We start from the raw sequence: 21,202 nt of genomic DNA, 5'->3' as shown, positions 1-21,202 counted from the left end.
CGACGCCCGCCCCGCGCGGGCGTTGTCGTCTTCGGCCCCGGCGCAAAACCATCCACAACCCCTCGTCTGCGAGTGCCTGTGGATAGCTCGCTCGCCCGCGTCTCGTCATCGCATCGTCACGCTCCTGAAATTTTTTACCGCCGCCCCTTGCGGGGCTCGGGGGAAAACCGTAAAGTACGCATCCGCTGCCGGCGACGGGCAACGTTGCAGGCGGTGGATAGGGTGGTAAGTGGTTGTCATGATTTGAATTTTTCGATTCGCTTCGCAAGATTCGCACTTGACGCCCACGGCGGATTCGGTAGAATGCGCCCCACTCGAAAGCAAGTCCGGCAACGGGCTTGCGGTCGCCGGCTCCGGCTGGTCTTCGCGGTCAGGGTCACCTCGGTGACGGCCTCGAAGAGAGTTGACAAACTCCGGCGCTTCAGTAGAATACGCCTTCCTCGCAGGGCGCTGGCGAGGCCCCTCGGTCACCGGATCGACGGCCGCGACAGCAAGCGAGACGCTCCACTCTTCATAGAGCCCGGAGCCGCTCTTTAACAATCGATCAGGTAATTCATGTGGGCGCTTGTCGATGAGGTGGTGAGAAGTCACACCATTTCAAGGCAAGCGACTCGTCGAGACCTTCGGGTCTTTTGAGAAGCTTTGACCTTGAGCCGAGTTTGGTTCGCTTTCGTCCGTTTCTTCGGGAAGGGGCGAGCAAGAACCGCACGATCTTAAACTGAAGAGTTTGATCATGGCTCAGATTGAACGCTGGCGGCAGGCCTAACACATGCAAGTCGAGCGGCAGCACGGGGAGCTTGCTCCCTGGTGGCGAGCGGCGGACGGGTGAGTAATGCATAGGAATCTGCCCGGTAGTGGGGGATAACCTGGGGAAACCCAGGCTAATACCGCATACGTCCTACGGGAGAAAGCAGGGGACCTTCGGGCCTTGCGCTATCGGATGAGCCTATGTCGGATTAGCTGGTTGGTGAGGTAATGGCTCACCAAGGCGACGATCCGTAGCTGGTCTGAGAGGATGATCAGCCACATCGGGACTGAGACACGGCCCGAACTCCTACGGGAGGCAGCAGTGGGGAATATTGGACAATGGGCGCAAGCCTGATCCAGCCATGCCGCGTGTGTGAAGAAGGCCCTCGGGTTGTAAAGCACTTTCAGTGGGGAAGAAAGCCTTCCGGTTAATACCCGGGAGGAGGGACATCACCCACAGAAGAAGCACCGGCTAACTCCGTGCCAGCAGCCGCGGTAATACGGAGGGTGCGAGCGTTAATCGGAATTACTGGGCGTAAAGCGCGCGTAGGCGGCTTGATAAGCCGGTTGTGAAAGCCCCGGGCTCAACCTGGGAACGGCATCCGGAACTGTCAGGCTAGAGTGCAGGAGAGGAAGGTAGAATTCCCGGTGTAGCGGTGAAATGCGTAGAGATCGGGAGGAATACCAGTGGCGAAGGCGGCCTTCTGGACTGACACTGACGCTGAGGTGCGAAAGCGTGGGTAGCAAACAGGATTAGATACCCTGGTAGTCCACGCCGTAAACGATGTCGACTAGCCGTTGGGTCCTTCGCGGACTTTGTGGCGCAGTTAACGCGATAAGTCGACCGCCTGGGGAGTACGGCCGCAAGGTTAAAACTCAAATGAATTGACGGGGGCCCGCACAAGCGGTGGAGCATGTGGTTTAATTCGATGCAACGCGAAGAACCTTACCTACCCTTGACATCCTGCGAACCCTTCGGAGACGAAGGGGTGCCTTCGGGAACGCAGAGACAGGTGCTGCATGGCTGTCGTCAGCTCGTGTTGTGAAATGTTGGGTTAAGTCCCGTAACGAGCGCAACCCTTGTCCCTATTTGCCAGCGATTCGGTCGGGAACTCTAGGGAGACTGCCGGTGACAAACCGGAGGAAGGTGGGGACGACGTCAAGTCATCATGGCCCTTACGGGTAGGGCTACACACGTGCTACAATGGTCAGTACAAAGGGTTGCGAACTTGCGAGAGTGAGCCAATCCCAGAAAGCTGATCTCAGTCCGGATCGGAGTCTGCAACTCGACTCCGTGAAGTCGGAATCGCTAGTAATCGTGAATCAGAATGTCACGGTGAATACGTTCCCGGGCCTTGTACACACCGCCCGTCACACCATGGGAGTGGACTGCACCAGAAGTGGTTAGCCTAACCTTCGGGAGGGCGATCACCACGGTGTGGTTCATGACTGGGGTGAAGTCGTAACAAGGTAGCCGTAGGGGAACCTGCGGCTGGATCACCTCCTTAAACGACGTATCACGCCTCGCGGCAAGTGCTCACAATGAATTACCTGATCGGCCAGAGCAAAGACTGTTTGGGTCGGCGAGCGATCGCCGATGCATCGGTAGCAAGCCGGGTCTGTAGCTCAGTTGGTTAGAGCGCACCCCCTGACCTTTGTGGAAAGGAGGGTGAGGTCGGCCAGCCGACGGCTAGCAAGCTTGCAACCGTACAGTGCCGGGTCTGTAGCTCAGTTGGTTAGAGCGCACCCCTGATAAGGGTGAGGTCGGCAGTTCAAATCTGCCCAGACCCACCAATTTTATCCAGTCCTGCGTTATTTCGTGACTCGCATAGCGGCTATGCGTCGCCACGAAATGCCTTGGTCTGAATAAAATAACCGAACCGACCCTAAGGGGAAGGCCGGAATCAGTGGGGCCATAGCTCAGCTGGGAGAGCGCCTGCCTTGCACGCAGGAGGTCAGCGGTTCGATCCCGCTTGGCTCCACCAAACTTCTCCCCTCAGTCTCATGTTTCGTGACCAGTGATAAGCGCAAGACGTGCTTATCACTGTTCTCTGAACAGTCTGCTCTTTAACAATGTGAATCATGCTGACAAGTTTTCTCCGCAAGGAGAAAACGCAAGAGATACGTCTCAAGCGTATCCGGCAATTGTCGTACGTGATCGCAGACCAGACCCCTTCGGGTTATATGGTCAAGCGATTAAGCGCATACGGTGGATGCCTTGGCAGCCAGAGGCGATGAAGGACGTGGTAGCCTGCGATAAGGCTCGGTGAGGTGGCAAACGACCTGTGACCCGGGCATTTCCGAATGGGGAAACCCACCCTGCACAAGCAGGGTATCCCACACTGAATCCATAGGTGTTGGGAGGCGAACCGGGGGAACTGAAACATCTAAGTACCCCGAGGAAAAGAAATCAACCGAGATTCCCCCAGTAGCGGCGAGCGAACGGGGAGTAGCCCTTAAGCATGTGACTGGTTAGGCGAACGAGCTGGGAAGCTCGACCATAGGGGGTGATAGTCCCGTAGCCGAAAACCTGAGCATGTGAAATCGAGTAGGTCGGGGCACGTGAAACCTTGACTGAACATGGGGGGACCATCCTCCAAGGCTAAATACTCCTGGCTGACCGATAGTGAACCAGTACCGTGAGGGAAAGGCGAAAAGAACCCCGGAGAGGGGAGTGAAATAGATCCTGAAACCGTATGCGTACAAGCAGTGGGAGCCCCTTCGTGGGGTGACCGCGTACCTTTTGTATAATGGGTCAGCGACTTATTTTCAGTGGCGAGCTTAACCGAATAGGGGAGGCGTAGGGAAACCGAGTCTTAACTGGGCGACCAGTCGCTGGGAATAGACCCGAAACCGGGCGATCTATCCATGAGCAGGTTGAAGGTTGAGTAACATCAACTGGAGGACCGAACCAGGACCTGTTGAAAAAGGTTTGGATGACTTGTGGATCGGAGTGAAAGGCTAATCAAGCTCGGAGATAGCTGGTTCTCCTCGAAAGCTATTTAGGTAGCGCCTCACGTATCACCGCCGGGGGTAGAGCACTGTTTCGGCTAGGGGGCCATCCCGGCTTACCAACCCGAGGCAAACTCCGAATACCGGTGAGTGCAGCGTGGGAGACACACGGCGGGTGCTAACGTCCGTCGTGAAAAGGGAAACAACCCAGACCGTCAGCTAAGGTCCCGAAATCCTGGTTAAGTGGGAAACGATGTGGGAAGGCTCAGACAGCTAGGAGGTTGGCTTAGAAGCAGCCATCCTTTAAAGAAAGCGTAATAGCTCACTAGTCGAGTCGGCCTGCGCGGAAGATGTAACGGGGCTAAACCAGGTACCGAAGCTACGGGTTCGTCGAATGACGAGCGGTAGAGGAGCGTCGTGTACGCCGATGAAGGTGGATTGAGAAGTCTGCTGGAGGTATCACGAGTGCGAATGCTGACATGAGTAACGACAAGGGGAGTGAAAAACTCCCCCGCCGGAAGACCAAGGGTTTCTGTTCGACGCTAATCGGAGCAGAGTGAGTCGGCCCCTAAGGCGAGGCCGAAAGGCGTAGTCGATGGGAAACGGGTCAATATTCCCGTACCTCACTGTATTGCGATGGGGGACGAAGAAGGCTAGGTGGGCCAGGCGTTGGTTGTCCTGGTGAAAGCCAGTAGGCTGGGATCTTAGGCAAATCCGGGATCCCAAGGCCGAGAGGCGAGACGAAGGCACTACGGTGCCGAAGTCATCGATGCCACGCTTCCAGGAAAAGCCTCTAAGCTTCAGATACAGTGGGACCGTACCCCAAACCGACACAGGTGGTCAGGTAGAGAATACCCAGGCGCTTGAGAGAACTCGGGTGAAGGAACTAGGCAAAATGGTGCCGTAACTTCGGGAGAAGGCACGCCGCGTTAGTGTGAAGGCCCTCGCGGCTGGAGCACGAGGCGGTCGAAGATACCAGGTGGCTGCAACTGTTTATTAAAAACACAGCACTCTGCAAACGCGCAAGCGGACGTATAGGGTGTGACGCCTGCCCGGTGCCGGAAGGTTAAGTGATGGTGTTAGCCCTCGGGCGAAGCTCTTGATCGAAGCCCCGGTAAACGGCGGCCGTAACTATAACGGTCCTAAGGTAGCGAAATTCCTTGTCGGGTAAGTTCCGACCTGCACGAATGGCGTAATGATGGCCACGCTGTCTCCACCCGAGACTCAGTGAAATTGAAATCGCAGTGAAGATGCTGTGTACCCGCGGCTAGACGGAAAGACCCCGTGAACCTTTACTATAGCTTCACACTGGACGCTGATGTTGCTTGTGTAGGATAGCTGGGAGGCTAGGAACCCCGGACGCCAGTTCGGGCGGAGCCAATCTTGAAATACCAGCCTGGCATCATTGGCGTTCTAACTCAGGTCCGTGATCCGGATCGAGGACAGTGTGTGGTGGGTAGTTTGACTGGGGCGGTCTCCTCCCAAAGCGTAACGGAGGAGCACGAAGGTACCCTCAGCACGGTCGGAAATCGTGCAGTGAGTGCAAGAGCATAAGGGTGCTTGACTGCGAGACAGACACGTCGAGCAGGTACGAAAGTAGGTTCTAGTGATCCGGTGGTTCTGTATGGAAGGGCCATCGCTCAACGGATAAAAGGTACTCCGGGGATAACAGGCTGATACCGCCCAAGAGTTCACATCGACGGCGGTGTTTGGCACCTCGATGTCGGCTCATCACATCCTGGGGCTGAAGTCGGTCCCAAGGGTATGGCTGTTCGCCATTTAAAGTGGTACGCGAGCTGGGTTTAGAACGTCGTGAGACAGTTCGGTCCCTATCTGCCGTGGGCGTTGGATGTTTGAGAAGAGCTGCTCCTAGTACGAGAGGACCGGAGTGGACGCACCTCTGGTGTTCCGGTTGTCACGCCAGTGGCATTGCCGGGTAGCTACGTGCGGACGGGATAACCGCTGAAGGCATCTAAGCGGGAAGCCCCCTTCAAGATGAGACATCCCCGAGGCCTCGAGCCTCCTGAAGGGCCCAGCGAGACCAGCTGGTTGATAGGCCGGGTGTGGAAGCGCTGCAAGGCGTTGAGCTAACCGGTACTAATGGCCCGTGAGGCTTGACCATATAACCCCAAGGGGTCTGCGCATCGCGCGCAATTGACGGATACGACGAGACGTAGCGTCGGCATGATTCCAACCGTTTTCGCCTGACGACCATAGCGAGTGGGAACCACCTGATCCCATGCCGAACTCAGCAGTGAAACCGCTCAGCGCCGATGGTAGTGTGGGGCCTCCCCATGCGAGAGTAGGTCATCGTCAGGCATCTTTTCAGAAACCCAGCTTCGCAAGAGGCTGGGTTTCGCCGTTTAGGGGCCTCCCATGGAGAGTCGCGGGGAGCCGCCCTGGACATCGTCAGGCATCTTTTCAGCAACCCCGGCCAACTGGTCGGGGTTTCGCCGTCTGAGGGGCCTCCCATGGAGAGTCGCGGAGAGCCGCCCTGGACATCGTCAGGCATCACTCCCCAAAAACCGAGTACGACAGTGCTCGGTTTTTTTCATGCCTGTCAGCTCACTTGGTAAAGCTCGATGGGGGTCCCATCGGGGTCACTCAAAAAGGTGAAGCGCGAGCCCGTCAGGGCATCGACTCGAATGGGCTCGGGGGTGACACCGCGCGCCTCGAGCACCTTCACGCAAGCGTCCAGATCGGTGGTGGCCAGGGCAAGGTGGCGCCAGCCACAGGCCTCGGGGTAGCTGAGGCGCTCCGGCGGCTCGGGAAACGAGAAGAGTTCCAACTGGATGCCGCCGGGCAGCCTCAGGTCCAGCTTGTGGCTGTCGCGCTCGGCGCGGTAGGTTTCATTGAGAATCTCGGCACCAAGCACTTCAAGGTAGAAGCGTTTGGCACGGCGATAATCAGCAGTGATCAGGGCGACATGGTGGATGCCCGACAGAGGAAGGGGCGAGGTGGGCATGGTGAGAGTCTCCGGAACGCTATGGGCGCTTGGTAGCGCCCATAGCGATGAGTCAACGGCAGAGCAGCTCGAAGACCTCGATCAGGCTATCCATTTCGTCGTCGGTGCCAATCGAAATGCGCAGGAAGCCACGCAGGGCGTCGGTGTTGAAGTGACGCACCAGGATGCCTCGCTCGCGAAGGCCGACGAAGAGCTGCGCCGCATCGTGCCGTGAGTGGCGCGCGAGAACGAAGTTGGCCTGAGAAGGCAGTACTTCGAAGCCGAGCTCGGCCAGACGGCGAACGGTACGTTCGCGAGTGGTGATGACTCGTTCGCGACAAGCGTCGAAGTGCTCACGGTCCTCCAGTGAGGCGATTCCGAGCGCACTGGCCAGACTGTCGATGGGGTAGGAGTTAAAGGAATCCTTGACCCGTTCGAGGCCTTCGATCAGCTCACGCGAACCGATGGCGTAGCCCAGACGCAGACCGGCCAGGCTGCGCGACTTCGAGAAGGTTCCCGTCACCAGCAGGTTGGGGTAACGCTCGATCAGCGGCACGGCACTTTCTCCGCCGAAATCGACATAGGCCTCATCGACCAGCACGACCTGGTCCGTCAGTCGCTCGAGCAGCGTAGCAATGGCCTCCCGTGGATGGCCATGTGCCGTGGGCGCGTTGGGATTGGCGAAAATGGCGCCGCCGCTCTCGGTGGTGAAGGCATCGAGATCGACCCGCCACTGCTGATCCAGCGGTAGAGCGCGACGCTCGATGCCATACAGCTTGCAGTAGACTGGGTAGAAGCTGTAGGTGATCTCGGGCATCTCGAGCGGACGGTCGTGGCAGAAGAAGGCCTGGAAGGCCAGGGCCAGCACCTCATCGGAACCGTTGCCCACGAAGACCTGCTCCGCTTCCACTCCGTACTCCCGGGCAAGTGCCTGGCGCAAAGCCAGGGATTGAGGATCGGGATAGAGACGCAAGTGGTCGACCGGGTACTCGCGCAGCACTGCCTCGACGCCGGGGGCCGGCGGGTAGGGGTTCTCATTGGTGTTGAGCTTGATCAGCTTCTCGCGTGGCTGTTCACCCGGGACATAAGGCGTCAGCTCGCGCACCGCCGGGCTCCAGAACTGGCTCATGGTGTTTCGTCACTCGTTGGAGGGAACTTTAGGCCATGTTGACCGCTGCGGCCTGACCGCGCAAGCCGGTAGCGTGCTAGCCTAGGCGCTTTCGCGTGGACGCTGGAACCCATACATGACTGCCCAGATCATTGCCACGCTGCTGCCGGTATTCCTGATCGCCGGTTGCGGCACCCTCTACGGCCGTTTTCGTACCCCGGACATACGCAGCCTGAACACTCTCAACATGGAGATCTTCGTGCCCATGCTGGTGTTCGCGGTGCTGGCGGACCGGCAAGCTCCGCTGGCAGAGTACGCGGGCCTGGCGCTGGGGGCGGCCGTCGTGGTGCTGGGCTCGGGTCTGGTGCTGTGGCCGCTGGTCAGGGTGCTCAAGCTCGAGCCCAAGACCTTCTTACCGCCGATGATGTTCAACAATTCCGGCAACATGGGCATCCCTCTACTGGTGCTCGCCTTCGGTGAGGCAGCGCTGCCTGCGGCGGTGGTGGTGTTCATCGTCGAGATGCTGCTGCACTTCTCGGTAGGTCTTTATATGCTCAGCCCGCGCACACCGCTGTGGCGCTTGTTGAGGATGCCGATCGTGCTGGCCAGCCTGGCGGGGCTGGGCGTCAACCTGGGCGGTGTGCCGTTGCCCGGGTGGCTGCTCGAGGCAATGCATATGTTGGGTGGGGTGTGCATCCCACTGATGCTGTTCGCTCTCGGGGTGCGCATGCTCGATATCGACTTCGGCGATTGGAGAACCGGACTGCTTGGCGCCCTGTTGTGTCCATTGTCGGGGCTCGTGCTGGCCGCTCCGATGATCCTGTGGCTGGAGCTGACGGGGCTGCAAGCCGCAACGCTGTGGGTGTTTGCCGCGCTGCCCCCGGCCGTGCTCAACTACCTGGTAGCCGAGCAGTATCGCCAGGAGCCCCATAAGGTCGCCTCTCTGGTGCTGATCGGCAATCTGGGAAGCCTGGTGGTGATGCCCCTCGTGCTGGCCCTGGTGTTCATGCATGTCTATTCGGGCAGTGTATGACCGGTATGCGCAGCGAGACTGTCTGCCAGCGCGTTAAGGGTTTATGCTGTGACCTACGCTAACATACGGTACATGGCGACAAACCCATAGGTTAGGAGTGAGCAAATGCAAGTGAGGACCCTGCTGGCTGGCTCGGCCATGCTGGCTTTCCTGGCCGGTTGTGCAGCCGGCCCGGCTGATGATCGTGCCGACATGGCCATGGACGATGCCGAAGTCGTTTATCAAGGTACCCTGCCTTGCCGCAACTGTGCGGGTATCGACCTTAACGTGGCGCTGCGTGGCGATGAACAGGGTGCACCCGAGGAGCGTACCTTCGATCTGCGTGCCAGCTACCGGGAGCATCCCCAAGATCCGCCAGATGAAGAGTATGCCGGAAACTGGGAAGTGCTCAGCGGTACGGCAGTCGATCCCGACGCCACGGTCTACGAGCTGACGCCGGATGGCGAAGGCCAGATCTACTACTTCCTGCGTGTGGACGAACAGACTCTCGAGCTGATCGATCCTCAGCGTCGGCGCTTCCAGAATAACGAAGCTTTGCAGCTGCAGCGTCAGTAAGTCCTGACGTCAGGCAGTATCGAAGGCGGCCTACTGGCCGCCTTCGCGCATCTGGCCGTCCTGTTAGAATGGCCCGCACACAGAAGCCGGAGAGAGGCCAGCATGGCCAAAGCGAAGAGTGCCTTCGTCTGTACCGAATGCGGGGCGGAGTATCGCAAGTGGCAGGGGCAGTGTTCGAGCTGCCTGGAGTGGAACACCTTGAGCGAAGTGAGGCTCGCTACCTCCCGCCCCGGAGCTGCTGCCTCGAGTGGTGCGGGGCGCTCCGGCTATGCCGGCACCCTGTCGAAGGAGGTCGTCGACCTGGGCAGCGTGGACCTCACCGAGGTGCCACGACTCTCATCGACCTTCGGTGAGTTCGACCGTGTACTGGGCGGCGGCCTGGTGCCGGGGTCGGCAGTGTTGCTTGGTGGGCACCCCGGGGCTGGTAAATCGACGCTGCTGTTGCAGACCGCCTGCAAACTGGCCCAGGCACGCAAAGTGCTCTACGTCACCGGTGAGGAATCGCTTTCGCAGGTGGCGATGCGCGCCCATCGGCTGCAGTTGCCCACCCAAGGGCTGAAAATGCTGGCTGAAACCAGCGTCGAGACGGTGCTGGCCGTGGCCGAGCGCGAGCGTCCCGAGATACTGATCATCGACTCGATCCAGACCATGCACCTGGAAGACATTGCCTCGGCGCCCGGCGGCGTGGCTCAGGTGCGCGAGTCTGCCGCGGTGCTGACGCGCTTCGCCAAGCAGTCCAATACCGTGTTGCTGCTGGTGGGGCACGTGACCAAGGATGGCACCCTGGCCGGACCCAAGGTGCTGGAGCACATGATCGATGCCTCGCTGCTGCTCGAAGGTGGTGCCGATTCGCGCTTTCGCACCCTGCGCGGGCAGAAGAACCGCTTCGGCGCGGTCAACGAGCTCGGCGTGTTCGCCATGCTCGAGCACGGGCTCAAGGAAGTAAAGAATCCCAGCGCCATCTTCCTCTCGCGCAGCGAGGAGCAGTCACCAGGCAGCCTGGTGATGGTGGTGTGGGAGGGCACGCGGCCGCTGCTGGTGGAAGTGCAGGCGCTGCTCGACGAGTCGGCACTGGGCAATCCGCGGCGGGTAGCGGTGGGTCTCGACCAGAACCGCCTGGCCATGCTGCTAGCGGTGCTGCATCGCCATGGCGGGTTGTTCACCGGCGACCAGGACGTCTTCCTCAACGTGGTCGGTGGGGTCAAGGTGCTCGAGACCAGCGCCGACCTGGCGGTGCTGCTGGCGGTTGTATCCAGCCTGCAGAACCGCCCTTTGCCACGCGAGCTGGTGGCTTTCGGTGAAGTGGGGCTTTCCGGCGAGATCCGTCCCGTGCCCAGCGGGCAGGAGCGCATCGTCGAAGCCGCCAAACACGGCTTCACCCGTGCCATCGTGCCGCGTGCCAATGCTCCGAAGCGCTCTCCCGACGGCATGGAGGTCGTCATCGTGGACAAGTTGACCGATGCCCTCGAGGCACTGTGAGGCAACGACGTCCCACTGCGATAGAATGGGGTGTGAACTGCCAAGGAGAACGAGATGAGCGCGATTCGCCTGACACAATACAGCCACGGCGCCGGCTGCGGCTGCAAGATAGCCCCTGACGTACTCGACGGCATCCTGGCCAAGGCCGGGCCCGGGGCAACCCATTCGCGTCTGATCGTAGGCAACGAGGGCCGCGAGGATGCGGCCGTGTACGACCTGGGCGATGGCCGCGGCATGATCGCCACCACCGACTTCTTCATGCCGATCGTCGACGATCCCTTCGATTTCGGCCGTATCGCGGCCACCAACGCCATCAGTGATGTCTATGCCATGGGCGGCAGGCCGGTACTGGCGCTGGGCATCCTCGGTTGGCCGCTGGACAAGCTGGGGCCGGAGATTGCCGGCGACGTGGTGGCCGGCGCCCAGGGTGTATGCCGCGAGCTGGGTCTGGCCCTGGCCGGTGGGCACTCCATCGACGCGCCCGAGCCGATCTTCGGCCTGGCGGTCAACGGCCTGGTCGACCTCGAGCATCTCAAGCTCAACAAGGGCGCCCAGGTGGGCGACCTGCTGTTCCTGACCAAGCCGCTGGGCGTGGGCTTCCTTACGACCGCCGAGAAGCAGGGCCTGCTGGAATCCGGGCACCAGACCCTGGCCCGGGAAACCATGCTGCAGTCCAACCAGATCGGCATGGCCCTGGCCAAGGTCAAGGGGGTACACGCCATGACCGACGTCACCGGCTTCGGCCTTGCCGGGCATCTCTCCGAAGTGTGCCAGGCCAGCGGCGTGGCGGCGCGCATCGATTTTCGGCGCCTGCCGCGACTGGCCGAGGCCGAGGCCTATCGTCGCCGAGGCGCGGTGCCCGGCGGCACTCATCGCAATCGCAACGCCCTGGGAGCGGCGCTGAAGGACATGGACGAGCCGCACTGGCAGTGGCTGTGCGATCCGCAGACCTCCGGTGGGCTGCTGCTTTCGGTGCACCCCTCGTGGGAGGACGACGTCGAGCGCATCGGCCGCGAGCACGGTATCGAGCTGGTGCCGTTCGGTGAAGTGGTCAAGGCCGATGGGCAGGCGCTGATCGAGGTACGCGGGTGAACCTGCCCTTGATCGAGCCCGATCTCTCCCTGTTGCGCCAGGGGCATGTACTGGTCGACGTGCGGGCTCCGGTGGAGTTCGCCCAGGGCAGCCTGCCTGGAGCAGTCAACCTGCCGCTGATGGACGACGAGGAGCGTCGTCTGGTGGGTATCGAGTACAAGCAGCGCGGCCAGCAAGCGGCAATCGAGCTGGGCCAACGGCTGGTCAGCGGCGGTATTCGAGAGGCACGCATCGGGGCTTGGCAGCGCCTGGTTGAGGCACATCCCGATGCGATCATCTATTGCTACCGTGGTGGGCTGCGCTCGCAGATCGCCCAGCAGTGGCTGGCCGAGAGCGGCGTGGAGAGGCCACGCATTCGCGGCGGCTGGAAAGCGATGCGCCAGGCGCTGTGCCAACGCATCGACGCGGCAGCCGAGCAGCCGCTGCTGGTAGTCGGTGGACTGACCGGTTGTGCCAAGACGGCGCTGGTGCAGGCGCTGCCCAACGGGCTCGACCTCGAAGGGTGCGCCCGGCACAAGGGATCGGCCTTCGGCAGGCATCCGCTGCCGGCGCCCAGCCAGATCGACTTCGAACATGCCATGGGAGTGAGCCTGCTGGCATTGCCCGGTCCGCTGGTGGTGGAGGACGAGTCGCGCCATATCGGTGCGGCCAACGTGCCGCTCACCTTCTGGCGGGCGATGGAGCGAGCCCCGCGGGTGCGGGTGGAGATGCCCCTCGATTGGCGTCTGGAGCAGATCCACAAGGATTATATCGACGATCTATGGGCGATCTATCGCCAGCAATTCGGCGAGTGGTTGGGCTGGACGCTGATGCGCAAGCAGCTCTCGAGTGCGCTGGCGAGGCTGAAGAAGCGCCTCGGACATGCGCGGCTGGCACGCCTCCAGCGGCTGCAGCAGCTTGCCTTCCGCGAGCATGAGCGCGGCAATCGCCAGGCCCACGAGGCCTGGCTGGCGCCGCTGCTCACCGAATACTATGACCCCATGTACCGCTACCAGTTGGAAAAGCGCGATCCCGGGCGCTTCCTGCACGTGGGGGACTGGGACAGCTGCCTGGAAGCGGCACGCTCGTGGACGCAAGAGGCCGCACGCCAGCCTAGCGGGCGGCCCCAGCCAGCCTGACGCAGAATCAAGCCGCTGCACTGCGTATCCATTGGCTAAGCAGGCGGTCGAGCAGAGGGGCCAGACGGTCGAAGCGCCGCCCATCGGCCAGGATGCTTTCGGCGGGTTGCGCGTGGGGGCTGGCCTCGCTGCCTTCCGGCTGCTCGTCGTTCGCCAGCAGTTCGCTGACGCTGGCGTGGGTCACTTCGAAATGGCACAGCAGCCCTAGGGCACGCCCCGCATCCCAAGCAAAACCCTGGACCGGGCTGCCCAGGCTGCCGCCGAGCGGCAGAGCATCGTCGGGCAGGGCGAAGACATCGCGATGCCACATGAAAGCGGTAAACCGCTCAGGCAGATCGAAAGGGCTCTCGGGAGCCAGGGTCACCTCATGCCAGCCGACCTCGGCGAAGGTGCCACGGCCCACTGTGGCACCGAGTTCGGCAGCGATCATCCTGGCGCCCATGCCGATACCGAGCAGCGGCTTGTTGCCGTCCAGCGCCTTGGCGATCAGCTTGCGCTCGCGCTTGAGCCAGGGATAGCGGGCATCGTCGAGGATATCCATTGGCCCGTCGAGCAGGATCAGTGCATCGCCATCGGCCAGGCTGGGCGGTGCTTCATCGGCGTAGAGGTGAAAGACGGTGTGACTGTGTCCCATGCTGGTCAGCCAGTCGGAGATCCGTCCCGGGCCGTGATGCGGGCTGTGTTGAAGCAGATGCAGATGCATGGAAACCTCGCCATTCAGGAGTGACACGCAATCAGGGGAGCGGCAGCGTACATGAAACCGGTACTACGCGAACAGATTCTGACCATTCTGGCCGCCATTCCGCCCGGGCGGGTAACCACTTACGGACGTATTGCCGCCATGACCGAGGGTGGCACGCCGCGCCTGGTAGCCCGGGCATTGCGCGAACTTCCCGAAGATCATGACCTGCCGTGGTTTCGGGTGATCACCGCGTCGCGTCGGCTGGCCGATCATCCCGGGGCCATCGAGCAGCGTCAACGGCTGGTCGCCGAGGGTGTATTGTTCGACGCGCGGGGGCGTGTGCCCCCGAAGCGCTGTGGCCATGACTGGGCGGTTTCTCTCATCCTTTCATCTGACCGTCAATTCACGAGGAGAATCCATGAGTCAGCCAAAAGGGGGCTTCCATGAGCGGCTCCAGGCTCTCCCATCGCGTCAGCAGCAGGCCTTCATGGCGGCGCTGTGCGAGCGAATGCTGCCCAACTATACCCTCTATGCGCAGATGACGGGGGAGGGCAACCCGGCAGGCCTGAGAGCGGTACTCGATCTGGTGTGGGAGCAGCTCGCCGTGCGCGAGGCACGCATCGACTTCGAGCGCCAGGCCGAAAAGCTGGCCGAGTTCGAGCCGCCTGCCGAGGACGACAGCTTCGGCATCCGGCGCGCCGTGGAAGTGGTGGTAGCGTTGACCTCGCTGCTCGACACACTGCGTGGCGAATCTGCCGATGCCGTACTCGAGGTGAGCCGCATCTCCAAGGGCGGTGTGCGCGCCTACATCGAGCTGACCGAGGGCGAGGAAGATGCCAGCAGACTGGCGAAGCTGGTACGTGAGCACCCACTCATGGCGGACGAGAACGATTTCCAGGATGCCGTGCTGGAAGCGGTGGAAGGCGAACTCGACCGCGAAGCGTTGAAGGCGCTGCGGCAACTGGGTCGCAACGGTGGCGTGAGCAACCTTGGCCTTACCCTGGACTAGGGGAGCGAGGCCGGCCGGGGGCGGTCTGGTGCACTAGAAGCGAACGCCGCCGATGACCATGGCACCGGCAGCACCGAACACGATCAGGTCGGTCTCGAAGCGTCCCCAGCGGATCCCTACGCTGGGCAGCGCCGCCGGGGCCGTGCCGTAGCGATTGAAGGGAATGTTGTCCTGGTATTCGCCACGGTAGCCGTGCAGTAGTCCGGCGCTCAGCTTGGCGCGCACGGTGAGATTGTCGGTTGGCTCCCAAAAGGGGAACTCGCGGCCGACATACAGGTAAAAGGCTTCCTGGTCGAAGGAGTTCAGGAAGCGGGCGCCGCCGGCCAACCAGCGCTGCGAGTTGTGCAGCTCGATGCCAATCAGCTCCTGCTGGTTGTTATGGTCGGGCTGCGGGTCGAAGTGACGCGTGTAGAGGCTGGTCTGCACCAGCACGTGCTCGATCTCGAGCACTGGCGGCCAGATGGGCTCCTGCTGGGCCTGGGAGGCCGGAGCAACCAGTAGGGCCAGAGCGAGTCCCAGCAGTTTGGCGCGCCACCCCTCACTCATCCATGAATGCCTCACTTCCTCGCTCCTGGGCGCCACGTCAAAGGCGCATCTCGATACCGCGTTCGGCCATGTAGCGTTTGGCCTCGGGGATGGTGTACTCGCCGAAATGGAAGATACTGGCGGCGAGTACCGCATCGGCACCGCCTTCCAGCACACCATCGACCAGGTGGTCGAGGTTGCCGACGCCGCCGGAAGCGATCACCGGGACCGTCACGGCATCGCTGATCGCCCGGGTCACGCCCAGGTCGAAGCCAGCCTTGGTTCCGTCACGGTCCATGCTGGTCAGCAGCAGCTCGCCGGCGCCGTATTCCACCATTTTCTTCGCCCATTCAACCGCGTCCAGGCCGGTGGGGCGCCGGCCGCCGTGGGTGAAGATCTCCCAGCGTGGCGATTCGCCCTCGGCGGAGACGCGCTTGGCGTCGATGGCCACGACGATGCACTGGCTGCCGAAGCGTTCGGCGGCCTCGCGCACGAAGTCGGGGTTGGTGACTGCGGCGGTATTGATCGAGACCTTGTCGGCGCCGGCGTTGAGCATGGTGCGGATGTCGTCGCAGGTGCGGATGCCACCGCCCACCGTCAGCGGGATGAACACCTCACCGGCGATACGCTCGACCATCTCCACCGTGGTGGCGCGATCCTCATGGCTTGCCGTGATGTCGAGGAAGGTGATTTCGTCGGCGCCCTGCAGGTTGTAGCGCTGGGCGATCTCTACCGGGTCGCCGGCGTCGCGGATGCCGATGAAGTTGACGCCCTTGACCACGCGGCCGGCGTCGACGTCGAGACAGGGAATGATGCGTTTGGCCAGGCCCATATCAGCCTCCCGCCCGGGTGTCGGTCGCGGTACCGGTGAGTTCGTCGCACAGCCGCTGCCCTTCGGCGACATCCAGCGAGCCTTCGTAGATGGCGCGGCCGGTGATGGCACCGAGAATCCCTGGCTCTTTCGCAGCGACCAGCGCGCGCAGGTCGTCGAGATTGGTCACCCCGCCGGAGGCGATGACCGGCAGGCCGCCCTCGCGGGCAAGCTGCGCCGTGGCCTCGACGTTGACGCCATTCATCATGCCGTCGCGGGCGATGTCGGTGTAGACGATGCTGGAGACGCCGTCATCGGCGAAGCGCTTGGCCAGGTCTACCGCTTTCACCTGGGAGACCTCGGCCCAGCCGTCGGTGGCGACGAAGCCGTCGCGGGCGTCCAGGCCGACGATCACGTGACCGGGGAAGGCACGGCACATCTCGCCGACGAAGTCCGGCTCCTTGACCGCCTTGGTGCCGATGATGACGTAGGAAACGCCGGCGGCAAGGTAGTGCTCGATGGTTTCGGCGCTGCGAATGCCGCCGCCGATCTGGATCGGGAGCGAAGGCCAGCGCCGTGCAATGGCGGTCACCGCCTCGCCGTTGACCGGCTTGCCCTCGAAGGCGCCGTTGAGATCGACCAGGTGCAGACGGCGAGCACCGGCTTCGACCCAGCGCGCTGCCATGGACACCGGATCGTCACCATAGGTAGTGGCGTCGTCCATGCGACCCTGCTTGAGGCGGACGCACTTGCCGTCCTTGAGATCAATGGCGGGTATTACCAGCATGTCGTGTCCTCTCGGGTAGCGCGGTACGCCGCGACCCCCTGTTGACCGGGCGCGGCTCAGGGCGCCCAGTTGACGAAATTTTCCAGCAGCTTGAGTCCGGCCCGGGAGCTCTTCTCCGGATGGAACTGCACCGCGAAGGTGGCGTCTCGGCCCACGGCAACATGGGCATCGATACGACCATAGCGGGTAGTGCCGAATACGCAGGCGTCGTTTTCCGCCGCCACGTAGTAGCTGTGCACGAAGTAGAAGTGCTCGTCCTGGTCGATGCCCTCCCACAATGGGTGCCCATGGTGCTGGTGCACTAGGTTCCAGCCCATGTGCGGTACCTTCAGGCGCTGGCCATGGTCATCGGTCATATCGGTGGGGAAGCGTTTCACTTCGCCGGCCAGAAAGCCCAGGCAGGGGATGCCGCCGCTCTCCTCGCTGTGATCGAGCAGCATCTGCTGGCCGACGCAGATCCCCAGCAGCGGCTTGCTCTGGCGGGCCAGCAGCTCCTGCACCAGTCCACGCAGCTCGGTTTTCTCGAGCTCGCCCATGCAGTCACGGATTGCCCCTTGGCCGGGCAGCACCAGGCGGGTCGCACCCTGGATACGGCGCGGATCGCGCGTGATGACGACGTGTTCATGGGTCACGTGCTCCAGCGCCTTGGCAACCGAATGTAGATTGCCCATCCCGTAGTCGATGACGGCAATGGTCATGAAGGCTCCTCTCGGGTTCGGTCGTCTGCGCTACAGGCAGCCCTTGGTGGATGGCATTTGTCCTGCCATCCGGGGATCGGGCTCGACGGCCATGCGCAACGCGCGGCCGAAGGCCTTGAAGATGGTTTCCGCCTGGTGATGGGCATTGAATCCCTTCAGGTTGTCGATATGCAGCGTGACCCGTGCATGGTTGACGAAGCCCTGAAAGAATTCCCAGAACAGCTGGGTGTCGAGGCGGCCGATGGTGGCTCGGGTGAACTCGACGTCCATGAACAGCCCCGGGCGCCCCGAGAAGTCTATCACAACCCGCGACAGCGCTTCGTCCAGCGGCACGTAGGCGTGGCCGTAGCGGTGAATGCCGCGCTTGTCGCCGATGGCCTGATCGAAGGCCTGGCCGAGGGTGATGCCGAGATCCTCGACGGTGTGATGGTCGTCGATGTGCAGGTCGCCCACTGCCTTGATGTCGAGGTCGATCAGGCCGTGGCGTGCCACCTGATCCAGCATGTGGTCGAGGAAGGGCACGCCGGTTTCGCAGTTCAGCCGCCCCTCGCCATCGAGGTTCACGCTAACCGTGATCTGGGTCTCCTTGGTGTCACGGGTTACCGTGGCGATTCGCTCGGACATGTCGGACTCTCTCTGGCGCTGGTGCGCGTCGCATGGTGTGGACCCGATGGAAGCCAGGGTGGTTTCCGGGCGGGCAAGCCCCAGTGCTCGTGTCATGGGCCATCCATTATAGAGAATCGCCCCCCCATCCGCTACAATGCGCCCAACGCAGCGGCGTGGCGAAGAGCCACCGCCCAGGGAGAGTTCCATGCCGGTAACGCTTCATTATGTCGACAAGAGCGCCTGGGAGTCGGATTCCCAAGTGCGACACGACCTGCAGCGGATCTATACCGACGCCCCGTTCGAACGGCTGGGCGTGCCGGTGGATACCTTCATTCGCAGGCATCTCGATGCCGGCCATTTCTTTGCCTGTGCGCGCTTCAACGATCGCCTGCTGGGAGCGGTGGCGGTAGACGCCGATGCCCAGGCCTGGTGGCTATCGGAGCTGTGTGTACGCAAGGCCACTCGACGACGGGGGGTGGGGTCGCGATTGCTGGCGCTGGTGAGCGATGCGGCCCGTACCGAAGGTCGTGAACTGCGCACCCATTCTTCACAGCTGCCGGTTGCTGACCAGGTACTGCTGACGCGCCTTGGATACCGTCTGGACAGTACCGGCGACTATTTCGAATTGGCACCACCGCTGCAAGGAGGCGGTAAATAATGAAGCGATTGTTTCAAACGCTGCTTGCCGCCATCGGGGTGTTGGGTGTCGCGGTAGTGGCGGCCGTGGTCTACGTCACGACCTTTCTCGACCCGGAGGATTTCAAGCCGCGTCTGGTCGAGGTGGTGCGCGAGCAGAGTGGGTTGGAGCTGAGCCTGGATGGGCCGCTCACCTGGTCGTTCTATCCGCGTCTGGGAGTCAGTGTCGAACAGGCCGAGGGGCGCCTGCCAGAGCAGAGCACCGATGAGCCGCCTTTCCTGGCATTCTCCCGGGCTGAGGTCAGCCTGGCCTTCGCTCCGCTGCTACGCGGCGAGATTGCCATCGAAGGCCTGACGCTCGACGGCATGCAACTGCGCCTGATCCGCGACGAAGAGGGGCGGGGCAACTGGGAGACCCTGATGCAGCGCCTAGACGAACGCCGTGAGGGCGCCGAATCGGCACTGGCGCCAGCCAGCGCCGGGCCTAGCCTGGAAGGCAGCAACCTGGCCGTGGCGCTCAACATTGCCAGCGTTCAGGTGCGCAATGGGGCGGCAAGATACCGCGACCTGGCGGCGGGTACGGAGTGGCTGCTCGAGGAGCTCAACCTCTCGGGAACGAACGTCAATCCCCAGCGCGCTTTTCCGTTCAGGTCCTCCTTCCGCTTGAAATCCTACCCCTCCCTCGACTGGCGTGAACTGGAGCGCGGTCCGACATTGGCAAGCGACATCTCCCTCGAGGGGCGGATGCGGCTGGCCCTGGCGGAGCGGCGTTACGTGCTGGAGGGGTTGAAGCTCACGACCGCAAGCGACTTGGCGAATATCGAAGGCAGGCAACAGCTCGACCTGAGTGGCCAGCAGTTGACGCTGGACCTCTCACAGCAGCGCCTGCAGCTTCAGGAGGGCAGGCTCGAGGCGGGGCTGCATCACCCCTCCCTTGGGGAGAGCCCCGTGCCTCTGGTGCTGGCCATGGCGCTGGATGCCGACCTCTCCGAAAATACGGCGCAGCTGCGCGACATGCAGCTGACCGGTCCCGATGACCTGCGCCTGAGCGGCCACCTCAACCTTGCCGGTCTCGATCGGTCGCCGACGTACAGCGGCCAGGTCAGCCTGGCGCCCTTCTCCCTTCGCCCATGGCTGTCGCGCCTGGGCAAGATGCCGAGCATGGCGGGGCCACAAGCGCTCTCCGATGTCGCTCTGACCAGCCCGGTCAGGGGCAATCTGGAGCGCATCGAACTGGCGGGCCTGACCATGGTCCTGGATGGCAGCACTTTCACCGGCAGGCTGAGCACCGCTTTCGACGGCAGTCTGCTCGACTTCGAGCTGCAGGGGGATCGCCTCGATCTGGATAGCTATCTACCGCCTGCCGAGCCTGTGGACCAGAGCGCGGTTCGACACGGCTTCCTGGGTATCGGTAAGGCACATGCTGACGATACGGCAGCCCTGGTGCCCGCTGAATGGCTGTCCCAGTTGACTCTTGCTGGAGTGCTCGAGCTGGCGCAGTTGCGTCTCTCGGGCCTCGACTTCACCGAGGTGGGATTGGCGCTGTCGGGCAGCAATGGGCAGCAGCGTCTCGAGCGCTTTGGCTCGGTCTTTTACGACGGTGAGCTGAGCGCCAGTGGAGCGTTGGACCTGACCCGGGAGCCCATTCGTTGGCAGCTGAACCCTCAGCTTTCCCGGGTGCGCCTGGAGCCGCTGCTCCAAGCGCTGGGCGACGACGACAGCCCGGCGCCGCTGCGCGGCCGCCTGACCCTCGCCGGAGAGCTCGAATCGCGCACCAACAGCTGGCCGACGCTCAAGCGCAACCTCAATGGGCGCATGCACGGGCACATCGACGAGGGCGCCGTACTCGACGTCAACGTATCGCAGGAGTTGTGCTCACTGGCGGCCCTGGCCGAAGGGCGAGAGACGAGCCGAGACTGGAGTTCCGACACACGCTTCGAGCGCGCCGAGGCGAGCCTGCGGATCACCGATGGCATCGCACGAAGCGAAGACATCCTGGTTACCATCCCTGGCATCGAACTGGGCGGTGTTGGTGAGTTGGACCTAGGCAGCGAGCGCTTCGATCTGCGCGCGGCTGCTCGCTTCGTCGACGGTGCGGATGCCGCCTGTCCGGTCAACCCGCGCCTGGAGCGAGTCCCACTGCCGGTGCGCTGCAGTGGAGAGCTGTCCGGCGACAGCGGCGAATGGTGTCGCTTTGACCGCGAAGCCTTCCAGGCAACCCTGGCCGAGCTGCTGCGAGACGAAGTCTCTCAACGTGCCGGCGACGAATTGGAGCGCCGGCTGGAGCGCCCACTCGAGCAGCTCGAGGAGCGCCTGGGTGAAGGTGCCAGTCGGGAACTTCGCGACGCAGTGCGTGGTCTGTTTAATTGAATACCCAGTAAGTCAGTCCCTGCGCCGACTCCCTCAGTCGGCGCTTTTTT

The 21,202-nt window shown here is 62.4% G+C and carries 16 protein-coding genes, 2 tRNA genes, 3 rRNA genes and 1 pseudogene; 14 read left to right on the top strand and 8 right to left on the bottom strand.

Going from position 1 to position 21,202, the window contains the following annotated elements; genetic code table 11:
• The first annotated feature begins 715 nt into the window (after window positions 1-715).
• The 5 genes from EKK97_RS21950 (at window position 716) to rrf (ending at window position 6,018) form a co-directional block, all read left to right on the top strand.
• Window positions 716-2,255, top strand: a 16S ribosomal RNA gene (locus EKK97_RS21950).
• A gap of 209 nt (window positions 2,256-2,464) precedes the next feature.
• Window positions 2,465-2,541, top strand: a tRNA-Ile gene (locus EKK97_RS21945).
• Between the two features lie 115 nt (window positions 2,542-2,656).
• Window positions 2,657-2,732 (top strand) — tRNA-Ala (locus EKK97_RS21940).
• Window positions 2,733-2,933: 201 nt separating this feature from the next.
• A 23S ribosomal RNA gene (locus tag EKK97_RS21935) occupies window positions 2,934-5,821 on the top strand.
• An 81-nt stretch (window positions 5,822-5,902) separates the two neighbouring features.
• A 5S ribosomal RNA gene (gene rrf, locus EKK97_RS21930) occupies window positions 5,903-6,018 on the top strand.
• Together the 16S, 23S and 5S rRNA genes with 2 tRNA genes alongside form the textbook arrangement of a ribosomal RNA operon.
• Before the next feature lie 241 nt (window positions 6,019-6,259).
• Here rrf and gloA2 read toward each other — a convergent pair.
• Window positions 6,260-6,664: an SMU1112c/YaeR family gloxylase I-like metalloprotein gene (gene gloA2 / locus EKK97_RS21925; protein WP_159555210.1), complete on the bottom strand. Its 405-nt coding sequence runs from the start codon at window positions 6,662-6,664 to the stop codon at window positions 6,260-6,262.
• Between the two features lie 52 nt (window positions 6,665-6,716).
• Window positions 6,717-7,772, bottom strand: coding sequence for a histidinol-phosphate transaminase (hisC, locus tag EKK97_RS21920; RefSeq protein ID WP_159555208.1), 1,056 nt, complete (start codon window positions 7,770-7,772; stop codon window positions 6,717-6,719).
• A 115-nt stretch (window positions 7,773-7,887) separates the two neighbouring features.
• Between hisC and EKK97_RS21915 the strand changes: the two genes are divergently transcribed.
• The 5 genes from EKK97_RS21915 (at window position 7,888) to mnmH (ending at window position 13,028) form a co-directional block, all read left to right on the top strand.
• Complete coding sequence (locus tag EKK97_RS21915; protein ID WP_159555206.1) at window positions 7,888-8,784, top strand: AEC family transporter; 897 nt, start codon at window positions 7,888-7,890, stop codon at window positions 8,782-8,784.
• A 105-nt stretch (window positions 8,785-8,889) separates the two neighbouring features.
• Window positions 8,890-9,339 (top strand): copper resistance protein NlpE N-terminal domain-containing protein, encoded by a 450-nt coding sequence (locus tag EKK97_RS21910; RefSeq protein ID WP_159555204.1) that lies wholly within the window; start codon window positions 8,890-8,892, stop codon window positions 9,337-9,339.
• Between the two features lie 102 nt (window positions 9,340-9,441).
• Entirely contained in the window at window positions 9,442-10,818 is a 1,377-nt protein-coding gene (gene radA / locus EKK97_RS21905; protein ID WP_159555202.1) for a DNA repair protein RadA, read from the top strand.
• A 54-nt stretch (window positions 10,819-10,872) separates the two neighbouring features.
• Window positions 10,873-11,910 carry a selenide, water dikinase SelD gene (selD, locus tag EKK97_RS21900; protein WP_159555200.1) on the top strand — a complete coding sequence of 346 codons (1,038 nt, stop codon included), beginning with the start codon at window positions 10,873-10,875 and terminating at the stop codon, window positions 11,908-11,910.
• On the top strand, window positions 11,907-13,028 hold the full coding sequence (mnmH, locus tag EKK97_RS21895) for a tRNA 2-selenouridine(34) synthase MnmH (protein ID WP_159555198.1): 1,122 nt from the start codon (window positions 11,907-11,909) through the stop codon (window positions 13,026-13,028). Before selD ends, mnmH begins: the two co-directional genes overlap by 4 nt.
• 7 nt (window positions 13,029-13,035) lie before the next feature.
• Here the strand turns inward: mnmH and EKK97_RS21890 are convergent, their stop codons facing one another.
• Entirely contained in the window at window positions 13,036-13,731 is a 696-nt protein-coding gene (locus EKK97_RS21890) for a type 1 glutamine amidotransferase (RefSeq protein WP_159555196.1), read from the bottom strand.
• Between the two features lie 51 nt (window positions 13,732-13,782).
• Here EKK97_RS21890 and EKK97_RS21885 point away from each other — a divergent pair.
• Window positions 13,783-14,075, top strand: a pseudogene (locus EKK97_RS21885) (MGMT family protein).
• Window positions 14,076-14,128: 53 nt separating this feature from the next.
• The gene (locus EKK97_RS21880; RefSeq protein ID WP_159555194.1) at window positions 14,129-14,719 is read left to right on the top strand and encodes a YjaG family protein; all 591 of its coding nucleotides are present in this window, start codon (window positions 14,129-14,131) and stop codon (window positions 14,717-14,719) included.
• Between the two features lie 33 nt (window positions 14,720-14,752).
• Here EKK97_RS21880 and EKK97_RS21875 read toward each other — a convergent pair whose 3' ends face one another.
• From EKK97_RS21875 to hisB, 5 genes are read right to left on the bottom strand one after another with little or no spacing between them, the layout of a single operon-like run.
• Window positions 14,753-15,280 (bottom strand): hypothetical protein, encoded by a 528-nt coding sequence (locus EKK97_RS21875; protein WP_234287147.1) that lies wholly within the window; start codon window positions 15,278-15,280, stop codon window positions 14,753-14,755.
• A 22-nt stretch (window positions 15,281-15,302) separates the two neighbouring features.
• Entirely contained in the window at window positions 15,303-16,076 is a 774-nt protein-coding gene (gene hisF, locus EKK97_RS21870) for an imidazole glycerol phosphate synthase subunit HisF (protein ID WP_159555192.1), read from the bottom strand.
• A 1-nt stretch (window position 16,077) separates the two neighbouring features.
• A complete protein-coding gene (gene hisA, locus EKK97_RS21865) occupies window positions 16,078-16,842 on the bottom strand; it encodes a 1-(5-phosphoribosyl)-5-[(5-phosphoribosylamino)methylideneamino]imidazole-4-carboxamide isomerase (RefSeq protein ID WP_159555190.1) in 765 nt (254 codons plus the stop codon).
• Between the two features lie 56 nt (window positions 16,843-16,898).
• Window positions 16,899-17,540 carry an imidazole glycerol phosphate synthase subunit HisH gene (hisH, locus tag EKK97_RS21860; RefSeq protein ID WP_159555188.1) on the bottom strand — a complete coding sequence of 214 codons (642 nt, stop codon included), beginning with the start codon at window positions 17,538-17,540 and terminating at the stop codon, window positions 16,899-16,901.
• Between the two features lie 30 nt (window positions 17,541-17,570).
• A complete protein-coding gene (gene hisB, locus EKK97_RS21855) occupies window positions 17,571-18,164 on the bottom strand; it encodes an imidazoleglycerol-phosphate dehydratase HisB (protein WP_159555902.1) in 594 nt (197 codons plus the stop codon).
• Between the two features lie 187 nt (window positions 18,165-18,351).
• Here hisB and EKK97_RS21850 point away from each other — a divergent pair, with 187 nt between their 5' ends.
• Both EKK97_RS21850 and EKK97_RS21845 read left to right on the top strand, forming a co-directional pair.
• Window positions 18,352-18,804 (top strand): acetyl-CoA sensor PanZ family protein, encoded by a 453-nt coding sequence (locus tag EKK97_RS21850; protein ID WP_159555186.1) that lies wholly within the window; start codon window positions 18,352-18,354, stop codon window positions 18,802-18,804.
• Window positions 18,804-21,152 carry an AsmA family protein gene (locus EKK97_RS21845; protein ID WP_159555184.1) on the top strand — a complete coding sequence of 783 codons (2,349 nt, stop codon included), beginning with the start codon at window positions 18,804-18,806 and terminating at the stop codon, window positions 21,150-21,152. The genes EKK97_RS21850 and EKK97_RS21845 overlap by 1 nt, the downstream gene beginning before the upstream one ends.
• The last annotated feature ends 50 nt before the right edge of the window (window positions 21,153-21,202 follow it).

The sequence above is a fragment of the Billgrantia tianxiuensis genome (assembly GCF_009834345.1).
Classification (GTDB): domain Bacteria; phylum Pseudomonadota; class Gammaproteobacteria; order Pseudomonadales; family Halomonadaceae; genus Halomonas; species Halomonas tianxiuensis.
The sequence above is the reverse complement of the archived record's forward strand: the minus strand, read 5'-3'. Positions and strand labels throughout refer to the sequence as shown.

Excerpts from the sequence above, each read along its gene's own strand:
- hisH (WP_159555188.1), bottom strand. The coding sequence starts at position 17,540 with ATGACCATTGCCGTCATCGACTACGGGATGGGCAATCTACATTCGGTT.
- hisF (WP_159555192.1), bottom strand. The coding sequence starts at position 16,076 with ATGGGCCTGGCCAAACGCATCATTCCCTGTCTCGACGTCGACGCCGGC.
- EKK97_RS21910 (WP_159555204.1), top strand. The coding sequence starts at position 8,890 with ATGCAAGTGAGGACCCTGCTGGCTGGCTCGGCCATGCTGGCTTTCCTG.
- EKK97_RS21890 (WP_159555196.1), bottom strand. The coding sequence starts at position 13,731 with ATGCATCTGCATCTGCTTCAACACAGCCCGCATCACGGCCCGGGACGG.
- selD (WP_159555200.1), top strand. The coding sequence starts at position 10,873 with ATGAGCGCGATTCGCCTGACACAATACAGCCACGGCGCCGGCTGCGGC.
- EKK97_RS21880 (WP_159555194.1), top strand. The coding sequence starts at position 14,129 with ATGAGTCAGCCAAAAGGGGGCTTCCATGAGCGGCTCCAGGCTCTCCCA.
- gloA2 (WP_159555210.1), bottom strand. The coding sequence starts at position 6,664 with ATGCCCACCTCGCCCCTTCCTCTGTCGGGCATCCACCATGTCGCCCTG.
- EKK97_RS21850 (WP_159555186.1), top strand. The coding sequence starts at position 18,352 with ATGCCGGTAACGCTTCATTATGTCGACAAGAGCGCCTGGGAGTCGGAT.
- hisB (WP_159555902.1), bottom strand. The coding sequence starts at position 18,164 with ATGTCCGAGCGAATCGCCACGGTAACCCGTGACACCAAGGAGACCCAG.
- hisC (WP_159555208.1), bottom strand. The coding sequence starts at position 7,772 with ATGAGCCAGTTCTGGAGCCCGGCGGTGCGCGAGCTGACGCCTTATGTC.
- hisA (WP_159555190.1), bottom strand. The coding sequence starts at position 16,842 with ATGCTGGTAATACCCGCCATTGATCTCAAGGACGGCAAGTGCGTCCGC.
- EKK97_RS21845 (WP_159555184.1), top strand. The coding sequence starts at position 18,804 with ATGAAGCGATTGTTTCAAACGCTGCTTGCCGCCATCGGGGTGTTGGGT.
- EKK97_RS21915 (WP_159555206.1), top strand. The coding sequence starts at position 7,888 with ATGACTGCCCAGATCATTGCCACGCTGCTGCCGGTATTCCTGATCGCC.
- radA (WP_159555202.1), top strand. The coding sequence starts at position 9,442 with ATGGCCAAAGCGAAGAGTGCCTTCGTCTGTACCGAATGCGGGGCGGAG.